The sequence below is a fragment of the Streptomyces sp. NBC_00683 genome (assembly GCF_036226745.1).
Lineage (GTDB): Bacteria > Actinomycetota > Actinomycetes > Streptomycetales > Streptomycetaceae > Streptomyces.
This window is the reverse complement of the sequence record NZ_CP109013.1, coordinates 8,396,508-8,420,832: the sequence shown is the minus strand read 5'-3', so window position 1 is coordinate 8,420,832 and position 24,325 is coordinate 8,396,508. Positions and strand designations below refer to the sequence as shown.

The following is a 24,325-nucleotide window of genomic DNA, read 5'->3' as shown; positions in this document are numbered from 1 at the left end:
AGACCGTAGACGTTCTCGTAATCAGCAGACCAACCGTCTCTCTCGGCTACTTGCCACTCGGCCAGCGAGGCCGCAGTCAGAGCCCTGCTTCCGGGCTCCTGCAACTCGACTTGCCGGACCACAAACCCATCGGCGTCCAGCTCGAAGTAGAACCAGACGGCTTCCTCGTCCCAGAAGCAGCGAACCCAGCGTTTCACGGATTCACCGCGTCGAAGGGCTCGTCGTGCCAGCGCCAGCCAGCGGTGCCGTCGCCGTGGATGTGCAGCATGAACTCGGCGACCAGGCCGCCGTCGGGAAACGTCAGGCTGAGCTCACTGCGTATCTGTGTGTAGCAGGTATCGGCCCGGTCCCAGTTCTCCTCGTCGACAGCCTGCTCTTGCTCACTGAAGAGGGGACGGAACTCTTCAAAACCAGGAAGTACCTCGACTTCGGCGTGCGTCCATGGCATATCGAAGCCGGTCACGGTCAGCCGGGCGATCTCCTGATCGCCGTGGTGGAGCCGCCAGATACTGCCGGTGGTGAGGGGCGAGTTGGTCATGTCTCCCATGATGACGATCGACACTGACAGCCGAAACGTGAGATCACCGCCCCGCAAGTCGGCACACAGATCGATGCGACCTTGCTGTCTTCGAGTGGCCGGCTTCGCAGCCTGCCCACGCTTTCGCCTACGACGCCGACGACAAGAACGTCGCCGATCACGATCTGGGGTGGGCGAGCACCGGAACAGACGACTGCGCCGAAGACCCGCCGTTGTGACACAAGAGACACAGCTCTCTACCCGTTAGTCGTCACTCAACGTATGCGCTGCACGAACAGCGAGCCGGAACCCGAGAACGGACAGCGGATGTTCACGCCCCCGGGAGGCTGCCGCCTGCTGCTCTCTCGACGGTACGGCCGACGGACCGAACGGCTGCGATGATTGGTGATCTCAGCGCGCTTGATCTTGGCTCCGATCGCTTCTCCGATCAGTCGGATGCCTGCATCTCTGCGCGTCCCAGCATGTCGGCGAGGGGAGTGCCCGTTCGTGCTGCTGCGATTCGGCGGGCGCGCAGCTGAGCTCGGGTTCGGGGACGGAACTTGGGTTCCTTGCCGCAGCCGCACGGTTCGCGGCCCTCGTATCGCAGTCCGGTGTTGAGCACCGCGGCCACGACGGTCCATGCCTTGGCGTCTCTGCGCCGAGGTGCCGCGAAATCGTGGCCGGCACAGACCATTGGTTCTGAGCATCGAGGGCATCGGTGCTCGCCGGGCCCGGGATGCTGCTTGAACGCGACCCGGCAGGGCACGCAGGCGTAATGCAGTTTGTAGGGCTTGTCGGCGTAGTAGCACACGAGGTGAACGTACCCGGCAGTGTGGCGGCTGGCGAGATGATTTTCGTGGCCCCGGTTATGGCTGGTCGGAGCCGGGAGATCGAAGCCAGCCCTGTGGCTCGAGGCTGACCCATCTCGACAGCCTCTAACTGATCGTGGCGGCCTCCCTGACCTGACTGCCACCACGCCGGAAGCCCTGTTCGAGACAGTGCAGCAGGGCCTCGACGTAAGGGACACGGCACCGAGAGCGGCACCCCGGCGATCTGGACCTGTAACGGCGCGGCCAACCAGTAGTGGGCCCGGACCCGCTGATCCGCCCGGCGGTACGGTAATCGGGTTCCCCGCGCGGACGTTTCCGCGTGGGGCCCCTCCGGGGACCCGTTCGGCCTCGGGCGGCGACTGGCCGCTACACGGCCGGCAGCCCTGTCCACTTCTGGTTGGGTCCCCCGTTGCAGTCCCAGAGCAGCAGTCCTATGCCGTCGGTGGTGGAGGCCGCGGGGTCGTCGAGGCACCGCCCGGACGGCCGGGCTCCGGTAGCCGCCGACGTAGACCTGCCAGACCTGGTTGGTGCCGCCGTTGCAGTCCCAGAGCCCCACCTGGGTGCCGTTGGCGGTTCCGAAGCCCTTTATACGTCTAGGCACTTGCCCAATGCCCGCAGGTGCCGTCCGACCGTGCGGTCCACCACTGCGCGTCGCTGCTGTTGCAGGACCACAGCTGCACGGCCGTGCCGTTCGCGGAGTTTCCGCCGTCGACGTCCATGCACTTCCCCGCGAGCCCCGACTCACCTGACCGCCGGTGACCACAGGTTCACCGATCCACCCCGCGGAGTCGGCGGCCCGGATGCCGCTGTCGAACGCCGCTGCCATCTTCCGGTACCCGGAGTCATTGGGGTGCAGGCCGTCAGCCAGGTCACCGAGGGACGCCCTGGGTGTTCCAGTCGTCGACGTTGTACATCTGGGTGCGCCAGCCCCGGCCGGTGAACCTACGTATTCGATTACGTAGTTCTACTGGCGCCTCGGGAAGACAGCGTTGGGAGACTCACCCCATGAGCTTCCTGACGGAGCCGTGGTGTCACGCCGGGGAGCTTGCTGCCTCCCTACTGGGCAACCATCGCCAGCTGTCCAACGGGGAGCGAACGCTGTCTGGTCAACAGAGCCCGCCTGAACATTGGAGAGTCCTCCGTTGGTTTCCAAGATTCGTGTCCTTCTGGGCATGCTCGTGCTCTTGGCGCTGGCCCTCGGCGCCATCGCCCTGCTCGCGGCCATAAAAGCCGATGCCACCTGGTTCACGGTCGTTCCTCTCGGCATCCTCGTGATCGGCGCGTCCGTCGTCCAGTCGCTCGGATGGTTCAACAAAAAAGGCAGCTGACTGGCCTGGCGGCTCGCAGGGCACACAGCTTCCACTACGGCGCCCTGCTCGCGGAGCTACGGCAGGCGCGGGGTGTGCCGGGACGACGAACGGGATCAGCAAAGGTCCGGGCCCTGATCGAACAGGCCATCGCCACCCTCACGTCCTGGAGGATCCTCCGCGGGCTCCGCTGCTCGACGACCCGAATCACCAGCCTCATCCAAGCCGTCCTCACCTTCCATCTGGCCAGCTCAAGCTGACGATGGAAAAGGCTCAGGTTCTCCTCTTCACCGGCTACGGGCACTCCGCCGGCCCGAGTCTGGGTAACTCCGATTAGCAGGGGGGCTGCCCAGGAGTCCGCCGGGACGGCGACCTTGTCATCGTCTCCAGCACAAGCCCATCGTCGCGGCCACGGATCGGGCGGGACGAGTTCACCATTCGGTGGGAGCGGCTCACCCGCTGAGAGCGAGCGCGACACACAGCGGTGGAGCTATCGCTTCGTCGGACCGGCCGAGTTGGGGAGTCGGGTGTCACGAACAGGCCGAACGACGTCGACCCGTCACCGACGCCGTTGAACGCCCAGTCCGCTTACAGCTGGGCGCATTTGCTGCCACCGAGTCGATCTTGACGCTAGCCAGCGACCCCGACGCCACATCCCGCCTCGGGTCGTACGCCGATGCTCGGACACGGTGTACCCGTACCGCTGCGGGGTGTGCGAGCAAGACCTGCGTCGAGCAGGGCCGCAAGGAGATCCTGGACGCCCGACGGCCGTAGGCCGAGCACGGACGGCGCCTCGATGAGGCCTGTTCCCGCACGCCCTCCCCCACTCACCTGCCGAGCGACACCTGGCCCGGCACGTCCCGTGCGGCGGTTACCTGGTGCAGCCGCCAGGGGCGCATCGAGCAGAACAGACACTAAGAACGCCCAACGAAATGAGTGTTGGGGGAACGGCAGTCTCGGTGGCCATGAGCCAGAGTGGTTCGCAAGCGGCGTCATTCTTCCGAGACGTCCGCCAAAGCAGAGTGGTCTAGCTTGTCCGGGATGACGGCGGAAGCCCGACTCACCTCTCTGCGGACGGCACGCGAAGTCTTCCCTTCTGGTCGACCTCGCCCCGTGCCCAGAGGGCAGCGAAGATCTGGGGGCGTGGGCTCCGCGCTGATTCCATGTCCTTGGATATCTGGTGTGATCGCGTACGGCCCGATGCCACCTTGGATGGACTCGTGATCGGCATCAGCTGTCGCCGCCAGCAGATGACTGCGCATCCGAGGGTGAGGAAGAGGCGCCTCCCGGGTACTACCAGGCTGGGCCGGCGGCTGCCGGCCCAGCCTGGTGCGAGGTCCCGCGCCGCCGCCTGCGACTCATGGGTGCTTTCCTGGCGGCCATCAGTGTTCGCCAGGTCGGCCTATGGGTGGCGGTGGCGCGGGGATCCGCGGCAGGTTGCTGAGCCGGGTCAGCGGATCTCGGTTACCCGGTGCTCCCGCAGAGCGGCGCAGTTGGAGTTCTCCACCGACACGTACACGTTGTCGATGTTGCCGCCCCAGCTGACGCAGTAGGCCCTGCCGTAGACGTAGGCCGGCCCCGCGTACGACGTGAAGTTCCCGTAGTCGCCGGCCCACTCATCGGTCGCGGGGACGTAGATGTACGTGGACATGTTCTTGACGGAACCGGGGTTGTTCCGGATCGTCACGACACAGTTCTTGCCGTTCGTGGAGTTGTACGTCAGGTACACGGTACCCAGCGACCCGACAGGCACCGAGTTGACGGTCTTGTAGGCGCTGCCGCAGACAGTCCGCGGTGTGACGTTCGGTGCGGCGGAAGCAGTCGTGCCCAGCGCGGTCGTGGCACCCACCGCCAGAGCGGTCAACGCCCCAACAGCCGCAACATTACGCGTGATTCTCATATTTCCCCCTTGTGCCTCGGAGAGCGGTTTGCTCACACCTGATGTGACCCACAACACACACAAAAGGTTGTGCCGCACGCACGGATGCGGTTGCGCCGCGCCCATACCCAAACCGAACCCCGGCCGCGCCGCACACAGGACCACGCAAGGCTCGTGGCCGCACAGGGGCGCCCGGCCGTCGCACACGGGACCACGCAAGAGCGGACCACGCAGGAAGGTGCCCCACCCCGGAACGGAAGCACCACCCAAACAAGCCCAACCAGGCCAGGACCGGGCCGGCCGGGGCCAGGCAGGGCGACACAGAGCCGGGTGCAACAGCACGCAGACCAGGCCGGAGCGAGGAGCCGCAGGGAGACAGGGTGAAGCGGGGATGATCTTGCGTGACCTTTGAACCTGTCGGTGGTTGAGCCGGAGGAACAGGCGGACATATCAGTCAAAGAATGGGCGAGGAAACAGAATGCAGGCACAACAGACACGAACACTGACCCGGTTACTGTTCGGATCCAGTGCCGCCCTCATCGCGGCGGGACTGCCCACGGGAGCGGCGCACGCCGACGAAACCCATACCAACTCACACAACGCACCCCACGTCAGCCTCATCCAGACCGGACAGATCGACGACCCACTCGAAGACGTACTCGAACACACAGCAATCCTCGGCACCACCCACACCCACAACTGAACCCACCCGGCGACCACTGAACCGCCAACACCCCACCGTCCTCCCTGACAACACCACCCACCGATCACGCACCAACCCCCATGACCGGGATATCCGGAGCCGGCCGGTTCCAGGCCGGCCAACCACAGACCAGCCCCGGACGACCAACACTCGAAGCCCCGCCGCCCGAAACCCCTTCACCCCCACAAGTAGCGAAACGCCAGCAACGCGGAAGCGGGCGGACGTCTCTGTGAGACTGCGGCTTCCACACCCCTGCGGTTGGCTCGCTGGTCCTTCGGTTCGGGGCTCATGTGCTTCATGTGCCGCCTTCGCGGATAGTGGCGGGTTCGGGCGGGAAGAGTTCCTGCGCCACCCGCCGCTTGCGGGGCTGCCCGCACGCAGGGGGACAGCGCGGATGCGGTCGACGGCCTCGGCCGCAGGCAGTCGCAGCGCCAGTTCGGCCAAGACCTCGGCGCGCGTGTTCCCTTCAAGACGCTCCGCCACTGACCAGGCACGCCTTGCCTGAGTGAGCGTCAAGTATCTTGCCAGCCAGTAGAGTTCATCGCTGGTTCTGAGGGCGTCCAGCGCGCCCGAGGAGTCCAGCGAGTCCAGCCACACTGGGATCTCCTCGGGCCCGCCCTCTCGGACCAGGCGGGTGAAGAGCTCAGGCATCGTCTCGGCGAAGTAGCCCCGATCGTCCTTCCAGCCAAGGGAGATCAACACCTGCAGCGAGGGCGTCAGCGTCTCCGCGGGCAGAACGGGCGCCAGCCTCTCCAGGGCCGCGGCCATCCATCCGGGGTGTCCAATGGACGCCACCACTGCTTGCGCGGTCCGCGCGAGCGGCGGGGTCAGGGCCGCCACCGCGCGCACTCGCTGGCGTTCATGCCCGATGCCGGAAGCCGCCTCCAGCGCCAGCTGAGCCAGGCAGCTCGCTTCGGACCCTGTGCCCTTGCCGAGCTCGGCGAGCGCGGTGAAGGCCTCGCCCTCCAATGGAAAGGACTAACAGGCTCGCAGCGCTGGAGCAGCCTCCGGTCGCTGAGGCGCGGCGCAAGGATGTCCCAATTATGCGCGCCTGTTGTAGGACACCCTCGGCCGGCGCCCGCTCGCCGCGGTGCATGACAGCAATCTTGTTGGCACCGAGATCGAAGGCGTCGGACGGCTCATGTCTTGGTACGTGTGTAGAGGGCAAGCGCACCGGCAAGCGCGAGCGCGCCCGATCCGACCAGCGCGAGCGTGCTTGGAGTGCTGAACACGCGGTAGGGGCCGATGGCCATTACAGAGCGTCGTGACTGGATGCACAGCGCACTTCCGGTGCTCTGGATGGACCCCAGCGACACCAGGGACATGGCGGAGCCGATCGAGCCGACGGACATCGAAGAGCCGATGGACCCGATGGATAGCGCGCTGCCGACCGAACCGATGGACAGCACGGACCCCACGGAACCGATGGACAGGAATGAGTCCTTCGACCACAAGGAGAGCGAGGAGCTCCTGACTGGGCGGGAGAAAATATGCACCATGGGGTCATTGTGCCGCGAGAGTGGCTGAGGCGGGCGTAGCCGGTGCCAACACCCTCGCCGGTTTCTCGCCGGCGACAAGCAGCGCGCAGATTCCATGGCAATAGGCATGCCTCGCCGAGGCGGAACCGCAAGTCAACGTCGTCGTGCCTCGGCACAGCCGCGAAGCCGCAGTGCGCCTTGCGACGCGTCAAGCCAATCCCTCGCACCCGCAGTCCGAAACCCGAGCGCCCTGCCCTGCTCACCGCTCTGATCACTACTGATGCGCGAGCTATGCACCCGCTGTACTGCGGGTCGGCCGACCACGCCGGCTGCCACCTACCCCAGCAGGCTGACAGGGCTTGGGCCGGCACAGTCAAGATCCTTCACGACTGCTACCTCAATCCATAACCAGACGAACGGCCCTGTGGCTGGCCTTCTCTGCCGGGGCGTGGACCAGCCACAGGCCGAACTCAAGCGGTTGGTCCAGCCGTCGCTGCTCTCTTCGGAGCCGAGGCGGTCGACTGCCTCAAGGGCGGCTAGGGTCCCGATGTCGTCGATGGGGTCCACCCACGCCCCCGCTGGTGCGCCCTTCGGGTTGACACCTCCAAAGACCAAGGACTCGCTATGTGTTCACGATGAGTGACCGGGAACTCCGAGCGGGTTGGCTTGCTGTCGCGTCGGTGGCTGGTCGGCGGTACTTCAGCCAGTGGTGTGGTGGGTCTCCTTCGGCGGGATGCAGGAGAGCGCGAGGGCGGCGGCTGCCAGATAGGCGAACGCGCCGATGGCCATGCTGGTTCGCAGCCCCGCAGTGAAGTCACCGGTCGCGGCGAGCAGTGAGCCGCCCAGCGCGACGCCTGCGGCGCTGCCTACCTGGCGGGTGGTGTTGAACAAGGCGGAGGAGGTGCCGGAGAAGCCCTCGGGTGCGGCTGTCATGACGGTGGTGGTCGAGCCGGTGAGGGCGAAGGAGGTGCCGAATCCGGCTGCCATCATCGGTGCGACGAGCAGCAGGTAGCTCGTGTCCGTCCCAGCGGCGGCCCAGCCGGCCAGGCCCGCAGCTGCCAGCAGCATGCCGGAGACCACCAGCGGGCGGTGTCCGGTGCGTCGTGCGAGGCGGCCGGACAGGATGGAGGCGAACATCGTCATGGCGACTGCGGGGAAGAGGGCGAGCCCGGTGCGCAGGGCGCTCAGGCCCCGGTGTTGCTGGAAGTACAGACTGGCGGTGAAGATCATGCCGTAGAAGGCGAAGTTGAACAGCAGACCGATCACCGCCGCGCCGCTCAGCGCACGTGAGCGCAGCAGCCGCAGCGGCAGTACGGGACTGCGGGCCAGGTGCTCGCGCAGGACGAACAGGGCGGCGGCCAGCACGCACAGGCCGGCCCCGGCGAGGATCAGGGGGTCTGCCCAGCCGCGTCGTCCGGCCTCGTTCAGGACGGCGGTCAGCAGAGCCACCGTGGCGAGGATCGCGCCTTGGGCCGGCCAGTCCAGGGAGCGGCCGGTGTGCCGGGGTGAGGGGGATACGTGGCGCAGGGTCAGCAGCAGGCAGGCGCATCCGATGGGCAGATTGATGAAGAACACCCATCGCCAGCCGACGGTGGTGACGAGGAGTCCGCCGAGGAGGGGTCCGGCGGAGGCGGCGATGCCGGCCATCGAGCCCCAGAGTCCGAAGGCGCGGGAGCGCTCGGCGGGCGCCGGGTAGGCCTGCTGGAGGAGGGCGAGCGAGCCGGGCACGATCAGTGCCGCGCCGGCTCCCTCCAGCAGCCGGGCGGCGACCAGGGTCCCGGTGTGCTGGGCCAGCCCGCAGCCGGCCGAGGCCGCGGTGAACACCACGACCCCGGTACAGAAGATCCGGCGGTTGCCCAGCCGGTCGCCGAGCGCGCCGCCGGTGAGCAGTAGGCCGGCGAAAGCCAGCGTGTAACCGTTGGTGATCCACTGGATTCCGGTGAGCGAGGCCGACAACTCCCGACCCACGACGGGAACGGCGACGTTGATAATGGTCACGTCCAGGATGACCATGAAGTAGCCCGCGCAGACTGCGAGCAGCGGCACCACCGACCGGGGCCCTGCCACCACCATCCCCCTTTCGCAAAGAGAGTCACGACACCCCGTTCCGGGGAGCCCTGGCGCCCGTGGTCCTGGTTGCGGCAGGACGGTCTGCGACGGTGGGACTCGTAGGAAAGGCCTACCAGAGCATCGACGGCAGGCTGCGGAAGTTCATCGAGGGCCGGCCAGTCTTCTTCACCGCCACGGCCCCGCTCGCAGCCGTCGGGTGGGTGAACCTGTCGCCCAAGGGCCGGGCGGGCACCCTGGGGGTACTGGACGAGTCAACCCTGGCCTGTCCGGACTTCGGCGGCAGCCACGCCGAGGCCATCGCCCACCTGCGCGAGAACGGCCGGATCAGGCTGACGTGGTGCGCGTTCTGCGCCCTTCCCACCGTCGTGCGGGTGCACGGGCGTGGGGAGCCGGTGTTCCGCGACGAGCGCTTCGGGCGGATGACAGACTGAACAGATGATCGATGATCTTCCGGCCGGCCTGACGGCTCGCCACCTTGCCAACGAGGACCACCTCCGGGTGCTCGCCGTACTGGACACGTGGTGGGGCGGCCTGAAAGGGAGGGCAGGGTCGACGGAAAGGGCGCTGCTTCTGCCCCGGCTGTACTTCCAGCATTTCACCACCACCAGTTTCCTGGTCGAGCACGACAGTGGGGAGGTAGCCGCCTTCCTGGTCGGCTTCCTGTCGCCGGCACAGCCCGACACCGCCTATGTGCACTTCGTCGGCGTCGACCCGGCGCTGCATGGTCAAGGCATCGGGCGCACTCTCTACCGGGCCTTCTTCGCCCTCGCTCAGTCCCATGGGCGCCGTTACGTGCACTGCATCACAAGCCCGGAGAACGTCGCGTCGCGGGCCTTTCACACTCGGCTCGGTTTCGCGGCCTCAGCCGTGCAGCCGGACTACGACGGCCCTGGACTCGATCGGGTGGCGTTCACCATTGACCTCTCCGCGGATCCGGCGGCCGTCTCCTAGCGGGACGATGCCCCGATTCGGCACCCATGAGTCACAGACCTGGGTGACCCACTGTCACATTCGCGGACAGGCAACTCCCCCTCCAACTGACCGCGAGTGGGAATCCGAGCCAGCGAGAGATCGGAGCCCGGCTGTTCCCGCTGGTCCACGAGCACATCGACTTCCTCGGCTGCTCTCCGATCGTCCGCAGCCACGGTGACGGGGCCCTGCGGGACCCGAACGCCATCGAGAAATAGGACGCAAGCGGCCTTGGTGCCCCGGGGCACCAAGGCCGAATTCGGGAAGCCTAGCCGGTGAACTGCAGGTCAGGTGCGGTGCAGAACGAGCTGGCCGACGCCTCTGCGTTCTCCGGGCGCCGACCGGTTGGTCACGCCGCACGCCGGCCCGCCCGGGGGCCAGGAGGTCGGGCCTTGGGCGGCCGGTCTCATGCCCACGGGTCGGTGAACGACCGTCCGGGCACCGGCTTGGCGATGAGCGCTACGGGGATGAAGAAGTTGACCTGGCCGATCGCGAACATCAGCGTGGCGAGAGCCTTGGCCTCGTAGTGGGCGGCTGCCTGCACGTACAGCTCGTCGGAAACCCTTTCGCCGCCTGCGGACGGCTGAAGCACGGCTTCCACAAGTGCCAGCGCGGAACGCTCGGCACCAGTGAAGTACGGCGAATCCTGCCAGGACGCCACCGACGTGAGCCTCTCCTCCGACTCCCCGGCCTTGCGCAGGAATCCCGTATGCAGAACGGTCAGGTAGGTGCTGCCGACGATCTGACCAGCACGCAGCTGGACCAGGCTGATCGTGGAGCGCGGTACCGAACCGTTGCCGGTGACCCTGAACAGCGCCGCGGACACCTCCGCCAGCTCGGGGACAAGCTCCGCGGGGTCCTCGGGCATCCGCGGAATCATCGGGATCTCCGCCGTGATCGACCGTGTTTCCATCATCGTCTCCTCCTCATCGCGGGCGGCCAGCACGCTTGTTGCACGGGCCGGTTAATGTCCGTCACTGCATTGACGGATCGCAGCGCGAGGAAGTAACAGGTCAGCGTGAAGGGAATTACTGGCTCAGCGCTTCCAGGAGCACCGCTCCCATCCGCGGGCGGTCGCCTATCGGATGCTGGGCTTGCTCAGCGAGTCCGACGATGCCGTACGGGAGGCGTGGCTGAAACTGAGCCGCTCCAATGTCAGTAGCCGGCGTCCAAAGCTTGGGCGGCTGGCTCACCACCGACCATCAGCGCCCACCGAGCACTCTTCCCAGCACAACCGCAGTTGTGCCCGCAGACCCGAAACGGATGCTGCGTCGCAGGACATCACGACCACGAGCCTGCTGAGGTCAATGCCCTCGGGTCGCTTCGTGGAGGACCATCGGCGGCCTGCCCGCAGAAGGGTCTTGAAGAGCAGTTGCCGTCCGGCGACGTCACCCGACAGCGCCTCATCCGCGGCCTCAACGATCAGTACATAGTGTTCCGCGGGCAGCCACTTCAGGTCGCGCAGACAGTCGGAGAGGGCATCCCAGTTCCACCCGAAGTAGTCCGGCAGCTTCAGTCCATCGTAGAACTGCTGGAAGACGGAATCCGTGTCGCGCATCTCCCGGCCGTCGAGCCGCGCTACGTACGTCCTGCCCGTCACGGGAAGCAGCAAATCGACAGGCAGGGCGCCTTGCTCCGAAACGACGTGTACCCAGGGCACGATGTCCAACGCCCACCTTCCTCCAGTGATCCAGAGCGTCCACCGCCATCAGAACGAGCACCAGCAGCGAACTGCAAAGTCTAGATTCAAACGAAACAGCCCAGGTGGCCGGAGATCCGGAGATCGTCCGCACCATGGCGCGCATCCCCCGGTCACGGCGAAGGACGAAAGCACATTCGGAGCAGCCCGGATGGTCTTGGAAAGGAGTCCGCGATCATGTCTCAGCCGACGGCGGTGACGGCCCCAGCCTTCGCCTTGTGAGCACTCTCCTCACGGCCGGACGCGCGCTTACGGCCAGGGCGAGCGGCTGTCCCGCGCGTTGAAGGCGGCTCCGAAAGGGCACCTCATCTCCACGATATTGCCGTGCGGGTGCCGGAGGAACCACGGCGCGGCAGGGCTCGAAGAAACTGCCGTCCAGCTGATGACGGTCCGTCAGCCCAGCGCGCGGTCGAGGTTGAACGCGGCACTGATCAGCGAGAGGTGAGTGAAGGCCTGGGGGAAGTTGCCCAGTTGCTCTCCGGTCGGGCCGATCTCCTCTGCGAACAGACCGAGGTGGTTGGCGTAGGTGAGCATCTTCTCGAAGGCGAGCCGGGCCTCCTCCAGCCGGCCTGCACGGGCCAGCGCCTCCACGTACCAGAAGGAGCAGATCGAGAAGGTGCCCTCGGGGCCTTGCAGACCGTCCGGGCTGGCGGCCGGGTCGTAGCGGTACACCAGCGAGTCGGAGACGAGGTCCGTGGTGAGGGCGTCCAGGGTGGAGAGCCACTTGGGGTCGGTGGGCGAGACGAACTTGGCCATCGGCATCATCAGCAGCGAGGCGTCCAGCACATGGCCGTCCAGATCCTGGACGAACGCCCCTCGCTCGGCCGACCAGCCGCGCCGCATGATTTGCCGGTAGATCGCGTCCCTGGACTCCCGCCAGCGGGGCAGGTCCGCCGGCAGACCGCGGCGGTTCGCCATGCGTATCGCGCGTTCCAGCGCCACCCAGCACATCAGCCGCGAGTACACGAAGTTCCGTCGGCCCGCCCTGGTCTCCCACACCCCCTCGTCGGGCTGGTTCCAGTGCTCGCACAGCCAGTCCACCACAGCACCGACCTCGTCCCAGCGGTCACTGCTGATCGGCTGGCCCCACTTGTCGTAGAGGTAGATCGAGTCGATCAGCGCACCGTAGATGTCCAGTTGGAGCTGGCCGGTCGCGGCGTTGCCCACGCGTACCGGTGCGGAGCCGAGGTAGCCCTCGAGATGCGGAAGCTCGTATTCGGGCAGCTCGGTGCGCCCGTCGATGCCGTACATGATCTGCAACGGACCGCTCTCGCCCCTGCCCCGCAGGATGCCCCGCTCCGAGATGAACCCCATGAACGCCTCGGCCTCCGAGGTGAACCCCAGGCGCAGCATCGCGTAGACGCAGAAGGCGGCGTCGCGGACCCAGACATAGCGGTAGTCCCAGTTGCGCTCGCCACCGATCTGCTCGGGCAGGCTGGTGGTCGGTGCGGCGACGATCGCACCGGTCGGCTCGTAGGTGAGCAGCTTCAGCACCAGCGCGGAGCGGTTCACGGTCTCCCTCCACCGCCCGTGGTAGCGCGAAGCGGACAGCCAGCGGCGCCAGAACCGAACGGTCCCCTCTACCTCCTCCTGCGCCTCGGCGCGCGGGCACGAACGGGCCGGGACGTCATCGCCGATCTGGTCGAGGGCGAACACGTTGGACTCACCCTCAATGAGTTTGAAGTGCGACCACACATCCAGGCCGTCGCTTTCCAGTGGTGCGGTGGCGGTCAGCGCGAGCGTCAGTGACGGGGAGCGGAACACCGCCGTGTGACCTTCGAGGTGCGTGGTGTGCGCTTCGGCGCCGTAGCCGAAACGGGGTGCGATCCGCGCCCGGAACGGGAGGGTTCCGCGGACGCAGATCACCCGTCGGATCAGCCGGTGCCTGGCCGCTTCGCCCGCCTCGTCGACCACGGGCATGAAGTCCTGGATCTCCGCCACCCCGTCCGCGGCGAAGAACCGCGTGATCAGCACGTTCGTGTCGGGGAAGTAGAACTGCCTGGTGCGGGTCGGGACCTCGGCGGCCAACTCGAACGACCCGCCCCGGTCGGCGTCGAGGATGGACCCGAAGACGCTGGGCGAATCGAAGCGCGGGCAGCAGTACCAGTCGATGGTGCCGTTCGTGCCGACCAGGGCGGTCGTACGAAGATCGCCGATCAGGCCGTGCTCGGAGATCGGTAGGTATCCGCAGCCGTCCGGCTGCTCGAAACCAGTCGTGTCGAACGCCATACCGGCCTCCCTGCCGCTGCGGCCCGGGCCTGGAGATAAAACCTCCCTATTCATGCTAGACCGCTAATCGAGGCGGGGTCCGACGGAGCCGTGCGGACAGGACTCGGCGGACGGCTCGAGCGGCCGCGCCTGATCCTTGCGGTCCCAGTCGCCGCACCCGAGCCTCAGCGTCGATTCACCATCGGGCCCGGACTCGAGGTAGGTGATGAACCGTGTTGCCGGAGGGGTCGGCGTCGAGGTTTCGGCTGAGCTGGGGCCCGAAAGCGGGGACCTAGGAAAGCGGCTTCTGACCTGCGACGATGAATGTTTGGAGGGAGTCTGCCGGACCATTCGGAAGGCGCCTTTTGCTCGCACTGCGCTCCCCCGGAACGTCAATCCAGGAATCCAGCCACTCCGGAGTGTCAGCGACAGCCCGTTCCCTCGTCATCGGGCACAGCATCCAGGGCGGCTCCAGGGCGTAGTCGGTGAACAGGCTCTCCAGAAGGTTGTCGCCACGGAGCAAGATCCGTCTGAGGCCGACCGGGCCGGAGGAGCTGTCGAGGTCGCGTAGAAGCTCGCACTGTCAGGGACGATGACCGCGTGCTCCGGCACCGTCGGCTCAGCCTGCGAGATCCTGGCGGCCATGAGGGCGAATGCAGCCGGCAAGGACCGGGGGACGCCCCCGCTCGCGCGGTGGACATGACAGCCGTGGTGAATGAAGCCCGGGTGTCCGTCGCGGGGCGCGCATGAGAGAAGTCCCAGTCGGCCGCCGGCTCACCCGGACTGCGGCGGTCGACCACACCGGCCGGTCACACCCTGGGAATTGCGATCAAGCAGAGGTCGCTCGGCGGGATACGGGTGTTGGCGTGGACGACAACCCAAGGCCGTACGGGTCGGCGCTGATGCGATGGCCTCGTCCACGGTGGCGGGAGATCGGCCATTCGGCTGCGGCTGCCTCGCGCGCGATACGAGGCCGCTGTGTTGTTGACACGGATGCGTACCGAGGGTCGGGTCATCGGTGGTCTCGGGCGCTCACACAAGCAAGAGAGAAGGCCGGAGTATGCCCGTACACCCCCTGCGCGGACTCATAGCTGGTCGGCGACACCACGCCGCGGTCGTCGCCACGGTGATGGCCTGTTCGACGGTCCTGACCGGGCAGGGCCCCGTCACGGCCGACGGTGCGCCCACACCTTCGGTGCCCGCCCCGCGGCTGGACTGGAGACCCTGCATCCAAGGCAGTCCCTTCGACTGCGCGACCGCGAAGGTGCCACTGGACTACAAGAGCCCAGGTGCTCGCACCATCGATCTGGCAGTCGTCAGGCGGAAGGCAACCGCACCCGGCCGGCGCATCGGCACCCTGTTCTTCAACCCCGGCGGCCCCGGCGGTCCCGGGACGGTTCAGATGCCGCAGAACTACGAATTCTTCCCCCGCGAGGTGCGGGAGCGGTTCGACATCGTCAGCTGGGACCCCCGCGGAATCGGCAGCAGCACTGCGGTGAACTGCTTCGCGAGCCCCGAGGAGGCCGCCGACTGGAACGCGAGCAAGGCGGCGGGCTTCCCGGTGGACGAGAAGGAGCGGACGGACTTCATCGCCGCTTACAAGGATCTGGTCCAGCGCTGTCAGCAGAAGGACCCCGAGCTCCTGAGCCATGTGTCGACCGCCGACACCGCTCGCGACCTGGACCAGCTCCGCCGGTCGGTGGGCGAGCCGCAGCTCAACTACTACGGGATCTCCTACGGCACGATCCTGGGCGCCACCTACGCCAACCTCTTCCCCGGCAAGGTCCGGGCCATGACCCTCGACAGCAACATCGGCCCCCGGGCCTGGACGAACGACGCGTCCGACGACGCCCGGCTCACGACGTTCCTGCGCGTCGGCTCGGACCGCAGCGCGGCAGCGACCCTGGACAAGTTCCTGGACCTGTGCGGTTCCGCCACCACCGCCCGCTGCGCCTTCTCCGCCGGTACCCCGAAAGCGACGCGGGACAAGTTCGACCAGCTGACCCAGCGGCTCCGGAAGAAGCCCGTGGACACCTGGACCTATGCCCGCACCGTCGCGGACGTGGTGAACGGCCTCTACATCGTCAGCGGGTGGGCCGACCTGGCAGGCAGGCTGGAGGATCTGTGGCAGGGCCGCGCCCCGGAGCAGGCCGCCTTCCCGCCCGCACCGCCGGTCCCGGATCCGAATCCGTACCTGGGCGAGGAACAGGCCGCCGCGGTGCTCTGCGGCGACAGCCCCAATCCGCGCGACCCCGGTGCCTACCACGCCCTGGAGGAGGCTTCCGCAGCCCGTGCGGGTGACGCCGGACGCTTCTGGACCTGGGCGGCCGCGGGGTGCGCTACCTGGCCGGCCTCCCCCGACCGGTACCTCGGCCCCTGGAACAAGCCGACCGCGAACCCCGTCCTGGTGGTCGGTACCGCCTACGACCCGTCCACCGCCTACCCCAACTCGCAGGCCATGGTCGAAGAACTGGCCGACGCCCGCCTGCTCACCAACGAGGGGTACGGGCACACCGCACTGCTGAACCCCAGCAGCTGCATTCAGGAGCACGAGAGCCGCTACTTCATCGACGGCACACTTCCGCCTGTCGGAACGAAGTGCCGACAGGACACGCCCCCCTTCTCCGCCCCCAAGCCGAGCGGCGGCGTCGCCACCGGCGGCGGCGGAATGGCCCGCATCATCTCCTGAACCCGCCGTCTCCCGGCTCACAGCTTGCAGCTCCCATGATGGGCGAGCGCCACGACGGCCTGGTGCTGCCCCGGCGCGAGGATGCGGGCCGCCGGAGGTGGGGCAGGGCCGGGCGGTTACGCCGCGCCGAAGAACGGGAGCTCTTGGTCCACGGCAGTGGGCGCCCTGGTGTTCGGCGCCCGCTACCGTCAGCCCAATGCAGGCAGGCGGCCTGGCGCTCACGTGTCGTACTGGCCGTCCCAGGGAGCGCCGAACCCGAGGTTGTCGGGGTGGAGCTCGGCCCAGTCGTCTTCCCCGTCGCCTTCTTCGTGACGTTCGGAGATCAAGCCGAAGACAACGCCGTCAACAGTCAGCTGGAAGGGACGGATCGCAATGTCCCCGTACTTGCGCTGAGAGAGACGGTCGAGCAGCTCTGCCAACCGTGCCTCCGCTCGGGCCAGAACGGAATCGTTGCCCTGCGGACGCCGTTGCTGTTCGGCCCAGGTCCCGGCGCACCAGATGTCTGAGCGGAGGTGCCACCCCTCAGAGTTGAACTGGTGCAGCACGACATAGAGGCGCTTTTGATCCTCCCACCCTTCACAGGGGCTGAACCCGTGCGGGAATGCATATGTGATCGATGCCAGGAACTGGCCTCCTGCACACTGCCCGATCGTTTTGGTGCGGTAGTCGGGCTCGTGGGCGATCGAAACGATCTCGGGAACGGCCATGGCGAAACCATAGAGGGAGCCTCTGACAATTCGTCCTGGGCGGGGACTGCCCCCGTCGGACATGGCAATGCTGCGGCCCGAGGCGCAGGTGTTCGGGGGCCGGTAGCCGCCGATCCCACCGCCTCTCAGCTGGTCGAGGCCCTGTCCGGGTGCCGAGACCCTGGCCGGTGCCGGGCCGGCATCCGCTGTATTGCGGACCCCCTTGAGAGGGCAATAGGTGCGCCACGGGCCGTTCTGCGACACCCCGCGAGCACGACGAGCGACGCACCGCGCATCGCTCGCGCTGCATTTTCTCCTGAACATTCAAGGCCTCAGGATCCGCCACTGCTGCCCAACCCGGCGGACAGACGCTGCCCCTGGAAGTGAACGAAGCCAATCGCCCTCTTCGACGTCCAGCTATGTCTGAGCGTTACTCGGCATGGAAGTTGAGCCAGAACCGAATTTCACCTACGAAGCCATGACCGGCTTGCGAGGCGAAGTAGATCCACCACTCAAGGGGGCGACGCGGTACGGCATCCGGTATCCCCTGGCAGACGGATCTCGGCCCTCGGACCACGAGACGGGCAGGCGGTCCGTCCCCGCCGGGTTGCTGCAGGAAGAGGCCGATCACGGGCGGACCCAGCATGAGCGGCCCCACACGACCACATCCATGAAGCCCCCGGGAGTCCCCCGCCGCCACGGGCGTCTCCGCCGGACACCAGTTACCTCGCATCCCACCGAGAAGAGGGTTCGAAAGTTTCGAGACTACGAAAGTTTCGGTGCCTCTAAATCGGCGACATCTCGACCACCCCCTCTCCTCGCCCTATCTACACCCACGTTGACCAGCACGAATGAGATTCATAGTGTCGCCCGAGTTTCGGAAAGGTTACGGAAACCGTTGACAACTCCCTTGCCAGGGCCGACTGTTGTGACGCTCCCCCGGCCGTGCAATGGGATGCGCACGACCGGGCTGTGTCACCTCATCGATGAACGCCGACGTCTGCTCGGCGTGTCTTTTGGTCACAGACCGTGCTATTCGCGAGGAGGAATCAACGCATGAGCGACACCCCGCACAACTCCGAACCACGTCAGGTCAGTCGCAGGAAACTCGTCTTCGGCGGTGCCGGGGCGCTGGTGGCGGCCGGGACAGCAGGGCTGCTGCTGCCCGACACGGCGCGCGCCGCAACCGTCCTCACCAGCAACGCGACCGGTACGCACAACGGCTACTACTACTCCTTCTGGACCGACGCCCCGGGCTCCGTCAGCATGACGCTGTCGGACACGGCCGGCTCGTACAGCAGTCAGTGGAGCAACACCAACAACTGGGTCGGCGGTCTCGGCTGGAGCAACGGCAGCCGCCGGGCCGTCACCTACTCCGGCTCGTTCAACCCGGGCAGCAACGGCTACCTGGCGCTGTACGGGTGGACCGCCAACCCGCTGGTCGAGTACTACATCGTGGAGAACTTCGGCCCGTACAACCCTGGTTCGGCCGGCACGAGGCGCGGCACGGTCACCGACGGCGGCGGAACGTACGACATCTATGAGTCGACCCGGACCAACCAGCCCTCCGTGGAAGGCACCAAGACCTTCCAGCAGTACTGGAGCATCCGGCAGAGCAAGCGCAGCAGCGGCACCATCAACACCGGCGCGCACTTCGACGCCTGGCAGGCGGCCGGGATGCCGATGGGGGCGTTCAACTACTACATGATCATGGCCACGGAGGGCTACCAGAGCACCGGCAGCTCCAGCGTCAGTCTGGGCGGCGGCGGGACCACGCCCACCACTCCGCCTCCGAGCGGGGGTACCACTCCCCCTCCGGGGACAGGTGCCTGCACCGCGACGTACCGCACCACCAGCTCGTGGAACAACGGCTTCAACGGTGAGGTGACCATCAACGCGGGCAGCAGCGGCGTCACCAACTGGAAGGTTCCGGTGACGCTGGCCAGCGGTCAGACGGTCACCTCGCTCTGGAACGGCACCTCGAGCCGGAACGGAAACGTTCTGACCGTGACCCCGGTCAGCCACAACCGCACCCTGAGCGCGGGGCAGTCGACGTCGTTCGGCTTCACCGTCAGCGGACCCAGCAGCCCGTCCCCATCGGTCGGCAGCTGCAGCGTGGGCTGACCCCTGCGTCCCGCGTACCCACACGCCCCGGCGCGGTGCCCCATCGGGCACCGCGCCGTCGCCTGTCCTGGGGCTTGGTGAGCCGCTCGGACACGACGCCGGTCGCGGGCAGCCCTGCCGGCGCGAAATTCCAGCGGGAAGTCAGGGCGGCGGGGGGAGGTGGGGCGGCCGACCGGGGCCGGCTCCGAGGACCGGTCACTTTCGCCAGAACAGGTGGTGCGTCACCCCGCTCGGGCTGGGTACGACGTCCAGGTGGAAGCGGTCGAGCAGCTCGTCTGGGGACTCCCAGAGCCGTAGTCCGGATCCGAGCTTCATCGGCGAGACCGCGACATGCATGGTGTCGACGAGGTCGGCGTCGAGGAACTGCCGGATCGTGGTCACCCCGCCGCCGAGCCGGACATCCTTGCCCTGCGCCGCCTCCCGGGCCTGCTCGAGGACCGTGGCCGGGTCGCCGTCGACGAAGTGGAACGTGGTGTCGGAAAGCGTGAACGAAGGACGCTTGTGGTGGGTCAGGACAAACACCGGGGTGCGGAAAGGCGGCTTGTCACCCCACCAGCCCTGCCACTCATGGTCCTGCCAGGGCCCTCGCTGGGGCCCGAACTTGTTGCGGCCCATGATCTCGGCGCCGATGTTGCGGTCGTAGTCCCGCGTGAGGTAGTCGTCCAGGCCCCGGCTCCCTCCTGGGTCCGTGCGCATGGGCCAGCTTGCCGTGGCGCCCGCCCATGCGAACAGTCTTTCGGGCTCGACGCCATTACCGAATGGTCTTTCGAGTGTCTGGTTCTCTCCGGCCCCGATTCCGTCACTTGAGACGTTGAAGTTCTGGACTCTCAGTAATTGATCCACGCGCTCCTCCTGTGCTGGGCGGGCCGATAGCGAGACTATCCGGGCCGGGAGAATTCATCGCTGCGCGCTGCGTATCTGACGCGCGCGTGGCCGGCAACCGCTGGTCCGCCCCACCGCGCGACCTGTCTCCGCGTCGTCGGGCGTTTCTCCCCGGCGGGTACGTACTGGCGGAGCATGGTGAGGAGGGGGCACCGATGAGTTCCGCGCTGTCCGGATGTCTACCTCTTCGTAAGCCCGAGAAATCACAGCCAGCCCGGGAAAGGGAGCAACATGAAGTACATGATCCAGATGAACGTGCCTGCGGCCCAGTGGGACGCCGTCATGACGTCCTACTCCGAGGCCGATATGAAGGCCATGTTCGCCCACATGAACGCCCTCAACGATGACATCAATTCCGCCGGTGAATGGGTCGACGGTCAGGGCCTCGGCGGCCCCTCACTGGTCAAGACAGTGAGGGCCGGAAGCGATGGACGTCCGCAGGTGACCGATGGACCGGCTCGGGCCGACCAGAACATCCTGGCCGGGTACTGGGTGGTCGACGTCAAGAGCGAGGACCGGGCCCTGGAGATCGCCGCACGGGCATCCGCGTGCCCCGGCGCGGGCGGGAAGCCCAGCAACGACCCGGTCGAAGTGCACCCGATCCCCGAGGGCCCGCCGGAGGGCTGATCCGACCAGGTCGATTCGAATGGAAGGCGGGAGCGGTTCGTGCTGAACGCGGCTGGTCGCGATCCCCTGGATGCAACCGACGAGGGCTCCTCGGCCCCTCCCGTCCGAGTCGGTGCGTCATCGAGGCCGGCCATTCATACTGCGTCCGCCCACGCCAGTGCGCGGGGCTCAGGTCGGAGCTCGACCGGAGCGGCGTACGAATGGCCGGGCTCGTTCCCGTACAGGTGCGCGTACACCTCTAGGGCCAGGGGTGGGATCAGCCCAAAGGCAGCTGATCGCCTTCATGGGAGCGTCCACCTGTGCCGCGCTCACCCTCGGTGGTGGTGGCGCCAGGCTCGCGGTCTGCCGCAGCGGTGCTGAGGCTCGATCCAGATTGTTCGGAGTCGGCGGTCTGGGGATGTCGAGAACGTGCCACCGGCTCCGTCCCAGGGACATCAGCGGCCACCACCGGCCGCACGAGGACGAAGGAGAAGCCAGCATGGCGATTCAGCGGATGGACAACGTCGGCATCGTCGTCGAGGACTTGGATGCCGCCATCGCGTTCTTCGTGGAACTCGGTATGGAGCTGGAGGGCAAGGCGGAGGTCGAGGGCCTCGTCGCCGACCAGTGCACCGGACTCGACGGCGTCCACTGTGACATCGCGATGGTTCGTACCCCGGACGGTCACAGCCGGCTCGAGCTGGCGAAGTACCGCAGCCCCGCGGCGATCAGCAACGAGCCGCGCAACCGGCCGCACAACATCCTGGGTACGCACCGGGTCATGTTCGCCGTCGACGACATCGAGGACACCGTTGCCCGCCTGCGCCCTCACGGTGCCGAACTCCTCGGCGAGATCGCCCGGTTCGAGGACAGCTATCTGCTCTGCTACCTCCGCGGCCCGGAAGGCATCATCGTCGGACTGGCCGAGCAACTGCACTGAGAAGGAGAAACCTTCGATCGTGGACGGTCTGACAGTGTGTCGCCGCTGACCGGCGCGGCCCGGCCCCACTCGTACGAGTGGGCGGGCTCATGCTCCGCAAGGAAGACACCAAACGCCGCCAGGACGCCCAGCGGTCAATTCGGCTATGCGTCTGCGGTGATCGGTGCCCTGGTCTCGGCGACCATGCGAAGCCACGACGGATGAGTGGTGATCGCCCCAATGGGTCGTACGGTGGGTCCCTCCGCCAGCCGAAGCCGCCAACGGGATGCGACAAGGACGGCAATGGAAACTGCCTCGGTTACCGCGAACCTGTCACCCATGCACATCCGCTTGCCGGCACCGAAGGGGATGAACGCGTTTTGCGGTGGTTGAGTTCGTTCCGGCAGCCAACGGTCGGGGTCGAAGCGCTGCGGGTCGGGGTACAGGTCAGGATCGCGATGCATTGTGTAAGGGCTGAATATCAGGTCTGTGCCCGCTGGCAGATCGAACTCGCCCAGCCGCACATCTGAGGTGGTTCGCCGAGTCACGAGCCACGCAGGGGAGTACAGACGCAGGGTCTCCGTAACGAGTCGGCCGGTGAAGGCGAGTTGGGGTATGTGCTCGGCTGTCAGTGGAGCACCATCGAGCACGGAGTCGATCTCGCGGTGCAGTCGTTCCTCGAGGTCGGGGTTGCGGGCCAGTTCGTAGAACAGCCACGCCATGACGACGGCGGTCGTCTCGGATCCCGCAGCCAGCAGTCCGGTGATCTCGGACAGGATGTCGTCGTCCTCCAGGGGCGCTCCGCTCTCGTCCGTGAGGTTCAGGAGCAGTGAGACGACGTCGTCGTATGCGTCAGGTTGGTTCCTGTGTGCCGCGATGATGTCCTCGACCGTCCGACGCAGGATGTCGCTGGCCTTCTTGAGTCGGCGATTACCGGGTGTCGGCAGGCGTTCCAGCACTCGCAGCGGCAGGAGAGCACGCTGAAGAGCTGCCATGAAGACCGTGTCGACGCTTCTCAGGATGGTGCCTGCCTCGTCGCGCGGCGGGTGCGATGAGAACAGCGTCTCCGTGATCACCGACTGAGTGATCAGCTGCATCTCCGTTTTGAGGTCCAGTGTCTCGCCGTCGTGCCAGGGTGCGATGGTCTGCTCGATCGTCTTGCTCATCGCGTCGACGTAGCCGCTGACCTGCTTGTGGTGCAAGGTGGGCTGCACGAGCCGCCGACGCTGCATATGCCTTGCGCCTTCCGCGACGGGCAGGGCGTCCTTGCCGAAGAGTTTCAGCTTCGCGAAGAGAAGGCCCTTGTCGAGACTCTTCGTCAGGCGTCCGGTGAGCAACTCATGTATGAGGTCGGGGTCGTTGACCACCATCAAGGACTTCGGACCCACGGTGATACGCACGATGGGTCCAAGGGGACGCAGCCGTTGCAGGAATTCGAGCCGGGAGCTTCCGCCCGCGAGGGACAGAGCGTGTCCGAGAAGCGGAAGCCCGCCGGGGGCTGCCGGGGGAAGTTGAAGGTGAGTAGTCACGATGCTTGTTCCTTTCCATGCCGTGGTTGGTCTTGTTGCGCATACCGACGAGGTTGCGGGGGGTACGTCACGTTCGGTCGATCTCCACGTCGGTGTGACCGCGCGCAGCATTGGGTTCTGCGACAGCGTCTCGCTGTCGTCCTGCCGATGCGGAGTGACCGGCGACAACGGCCACGAAGCTTTCACAGCCCCTCAGGCAGACAACGGGGTCGTAGCCAGGCGTGCGCGAGCCCGGAGGCCGCCAATTGCGGCGCCATGAATCGTTACCGGTGATTGCCGACGCGCGACGGGGCAGGGGCACCGGATATCAGGAGGGTCTACTTGTAACTGACAGTCAGCGACCGATTGTTCGGAGATTCTCGAGCGGGTGCATCTTCCCTTTGCTCGTGGCATTTCCCATCCGTCTCCTGCACCCGTGATCGTAGGGTGCGGAGCAGAGGGTCCCCGATGGGAGGTCATGTCACTCACCTCCGTCCATGCGCCCGGTTGCAGGCCACCCGAACGCGTATCGGGTGTGTGCCGCCGCTACATATCGCGGGCAATCACCGATGGGAGTGTATCGATCGCTGGGCCTTGCCAACCTTGTTGTCCTGAGCATGAGTTCGGCGCTCCTGCACTCGCGAAGCTCCTGGTAGGTGGGTTCTCGACCAAGATCACCGGCTTCGCGGGCTTGTCTACCCGTCCTCGATCGATCCCACACCCTGCGATACCGGAGCAGGTCGCTCGACATCAGCAGCCGGAGATCCGGACATGCACGGTGAAAGCGGCGACGTCCATCTCTTCGCCGTCCCGACGTGGCTCCGCAGGATGCACCGCAGGTAGGCGTCCTCGCAGGACCCCCTGGCAGATGATCGGCGTTTGATCACGGGCAGGACATGCGGCACCGGGCACGCGGCAGACGCGCCGGCTGTCCCGATTCGAGGAGGCAATGACATGACCAACCTCGCCACACTCCTGGTGCACGCCGCCCAGGAGCCCGGCAGCCGACTGGTTGCATACGGGTCCGTCGCTGGCTGAACGGCCCGCGAACTTGCTGGCCTGAACAACTCGATGACCCAACGCTGATCAGGGAAGCAGGGAACCACCATCACCGGCTCCACGCTGGAGGTCTCCTTCGACGACGGCGCGACGTGAACATCCGACGAACTCGACGGCGTACGCAACAAGTCCGCCGCCTGGGCCGGCTCGGTGCGGGTGCCGAACAACGCGCAGTTCATCTCCGTGCGGGCC

At 66.8% G+C, this 24,325-nt stretch carries 17 protein-coding genes and 4 pseudogenes; 9 read left to right on the top strand and 12 right to left on the bottom strand.

Annotation, left to right across the window (positions count from 1 at the left end):
• Positions 1 to 193 precede the first annotated feature (193 nt).
• On the bottom strand, positions 194 to 538 hold the full coding sequence (locus tag OG257_RS36605) for a hypothetical protein (RefSeq protein ID WP_329214686.1): 345 nt from the start codon (positions 536 to 538) through the stop codon (positions 194 to 196).
• A gap of 1,175 nt (positions 539 to 1,713) precedes the next feature.
• Positions 1,714 to 2,218: pseudogene (locus tag OG257_RS36600) on the bottom strand (ricin-type beta-trefoil lectin domain protein); the annotation flags it as partial.
• Between the two features lie 271 nt (positions 2,219 to 2,489).
• Here OG257_RS36600 and OG257_RS36595 point away from each other — a divergent pair.
• Positions 2,490 to 2,675 (top strand): hypothetical protein, encoded by a 186-nt coding sequence (locus tag OG257_RS36595; protein WP_329214684.1) that lies wholly within the window; start codon positions 2,490 to 2,492, stop codon positions 2,673 to 2,675.
• Between the two features lie 98 nt (positions 2,676 to 2,773).
• Positions 2,774 to 2,914, top strand: a pseudogene (locus OG257_RS36590) (IS5/IS1182 family transposase); the annotation flags it as partial.
• A gap of 1,190 nt (positions 2,915 to 4,104) precedes the next feature.
• Here the strand turns inward: OG257_RS36590 and OG257_RS36585 are convergent.
• The 4 genes from OG257_RS36585 to OG257_RS36565 all read right to left on the bottom strand — a co-directional run bounded on the left by OG257_RS36585 (position 4,105) and on the right by OG257_RS36565 (position 8,787).
• The gene (locus tag OG257_RS36585; protein WP_329214682.1) at positions 4,105 to 4,554 is read right to left on the bottom strand and encodes a spore-associated protein; all 450 of its coding nucleotides are present in this window, start codon (positions 4,552 to 4,554) and stop codon (positions 4,105 to 4,107) included.
• Positions 4,555 to 5,125: 571 nt separating this feature from the next.
• A complete protein-coding gene (locus OG257_RS36575) occupies positions 5,126 to 6,004 on the bottom strand; it encodes a hypothetical protein (protein WP_329215563.1) in 879 nt (292 codons plus the stop codon).
• Between the two features lie 371 nt (positions 6,005 to 6,375).
• A complete protein-coding gene (locus OG257_RS36570) occupies positions 6,376 to 6,735 on the bottom strand; it encodes a hypothetical protein (RefSeq protein WP_329214678.1) in 360 nt (119 codons plus the stop codon).
• Between the two features lie 678 nt (positions 6,736 to 7,413).
• Complete coding sequence (locus OG257_RS36565; protein ID WP_443054537.1) at positions 7,414 to 8,787, bottom strand: MFS transporter; 1,374 nt, start codon at positions 8,785 to 8,787, stop codon at positions 7,414 to 7,416.
• Between the two features lie 86 nt (positions 8,788 to 8,873).
• Here OG257_RS36565 and OG257_RS36560 point away from each other — a divergent pair.
• Together OG257_RS36560 and OG257_RS36555 are read left to right on the top strand one after the other, a co-directional pair.
• Positions 8,874 to 9,206: pseudogene (locus tag OG257_RS36560) on the top strand (pyridoxamine 5'-phosphate oxidase family protein); the annotation flags it as partial.
• A gap of 13 nt (positions 9,207 to 9,219) precedes the next feature.
• Entirely contained in the window at positions 9,220 to 9,735 is a 516-nt protein-coding gene (locus tag OG257_RS36555) for a GNAT family N-acetyltransferase (protein WP_329214674.1), read from the top strand.
• Positions 9,736 to 10,159: 424 nt separating this feature from the next.
• On the opposite strand, the gene OG257_RS36550 is transcribed toward OG257_RS36555, so the two are convergent.
• Positions 10,160 to 10,666: a carboxymuconolactone decarboxylase family protein gene (locus OG257_RS36550; protein WP_329215545.1), complete on the bottom strand. Its 507-nt coding sequence runs from the start codon at positions 10,664 to 10,666 to the stop codon at positions 10,160 to 10,162.
• 118 nt (positions 10,667 to 10,784) lie between these two features.
• On the opposite strand from OG257_RS36550, the pseudogene OG257_RS36545 reads away from it, so the two are divergent.
• Positions 10,785 to 10,950: pseudogene (locus OG257_RS36545) on the top strand (RNA polymerase subunit sigma-70); the annotation flags it as partial.
• Here OG257_RS36545 and OG257_RS36540 read toward each other — a convergent pair.
• On the bottom strand, positions 10,943 to 11,353 hold the full coding sequence (locus tag OG257_RS36540; RefSeq protein ID WP_443054597.1) for a barstar family protein: 411 nt from the start codon (positions 11,351 to 11,353) through the stop codon (positions 10,943 to 10,945). The pseudogene OG257_RS36545 and the gene OG257_RS36540 sit on opposite strands and share 8 nt — an antisense overlap.
• Before the next feature lie 492 nt (positions 11,354 to 11,845).
• On the bottom strand, positions 11,846 to 13,681 hold the full coding sequence (locus tag OG257_RS36535; RefSeq protein ID WP_329214672.1) for a glycoside hydrolase family 15 protein: 1,836 nt from the start codon (positions 13,679 to 13,681) through the stop codon (positions 11,846 to 11,848).
• A 1,039-nt stretch (positions 13,682 to 14,720) separates the two neighbouring features.
• Here OG257_RS36535 and OG257_RS36530 point away from each other — a divergent pair.
• Positions 14,721 to 16,349, top strand: coding sequence for an alpha/beta hydrolase (locus OG257_RS36530; RefSeq protein ID WP_329214670.1), 1,629 nt, complete (start codon positions 14,721 to 14,723; stop codon positions 16,347 to 16,349).
• Positions 16,350 to 16,567: 218 nt separating this feature from the next.
• On the opposite strand, the gene OG257_RS36525 is transcribed toward OG257_RS36530, so the two are convergent.
• The gene (locus tag OG257_RS36525; protein WP_329214668.1) at positions 16,568 to 17,056 is read right to left on the bottom strand and encodes a hypothetical protein; all 489 of its coding nucleotides are present in this window, start codon (positions 17,054 to 17,056) and stop codon (positions 16,568 to 16,570) included.
• Positions 17,057 to 18,091: 1,035 nt separating this feature from the next.
• On the opposite strand from OG257_RS36525, the gene OG257_RS36520 reads away from it, so the two are divergent.
• Positions 18,092 to 19,159, top strand: coding sequence for a glycoside hydrolase family 11 protein (locus OG257_RS36520; RefSeq protein WP_329214666.1), 1,068 nt, complete (start codon positions 18,092 to 18,094; stop codon positions 19,157 to 19,159).
• A 195-nt stretch (positions 19,160 to 19,354) separates the two neighbouring features.
• On the opposite strand, the gene OG257_RS36515 is transcribed toward OG257_RS36520, so the two are convergent.
• Positions 19,355 to 20,002: a dihydrofolate reductase family protein gene (locus OG257_RS36515; protein ID WP_329214664.1), complete on the bottom strand. Its 648-nt coding sequence runs from the start codon at positions 20,000 to 20,002 to the stop codon at positions 19,355 to 19,357.
• 270 nt (positions 20,003 to 20,272) lie between these two features.
• Between OG257_RS36515 and OG257_RS36510 the strand changes: the two genes are divergently transcribed.
• Positions 20,273 to 20,668, top strand: coding sequence for a YciI family protein (locus tag OG257_RS36510; RefSeq protein ID WP_329214662.1), 396 nt, complete (start codon positions 20,273 to 20,275; stop codon positions 20,666 to 20,668).
• A 478-nt stretch (positions 20,669 to 21,146) separates the two neighbouring features.
• Complete coding sequence (locus OG257_RS36505) at positions 21,147 to 21,587, top strand: VOC family protein (RefSeq protein WP_329214660.1); 441 nt, start codon at positions 21,147 to 21,149, stop codon at positions 21,585 to 21,587.
• A gap of 143 nt (positions 21,588 to 21,730) precedes the next feature.
• Here the strand turns inward: OG257_RS36505 and OG257_RS36500 are convergent, their stop codons facing one another.
• Positions 21,731 to 23,206 (bottom strand): cytochrome P450, encoded by a 1,476-nt coding sequence (locus tag OG257_RS36500; protein WP_329215540.1) that lies wholly within the window; start codon positions 23,204 to 23,206, stop codon positions 21,731 to 21,733.
• Between the last annotated feature and the right edge of the window lie 1,119 nt (positions 23,207 to 24,325).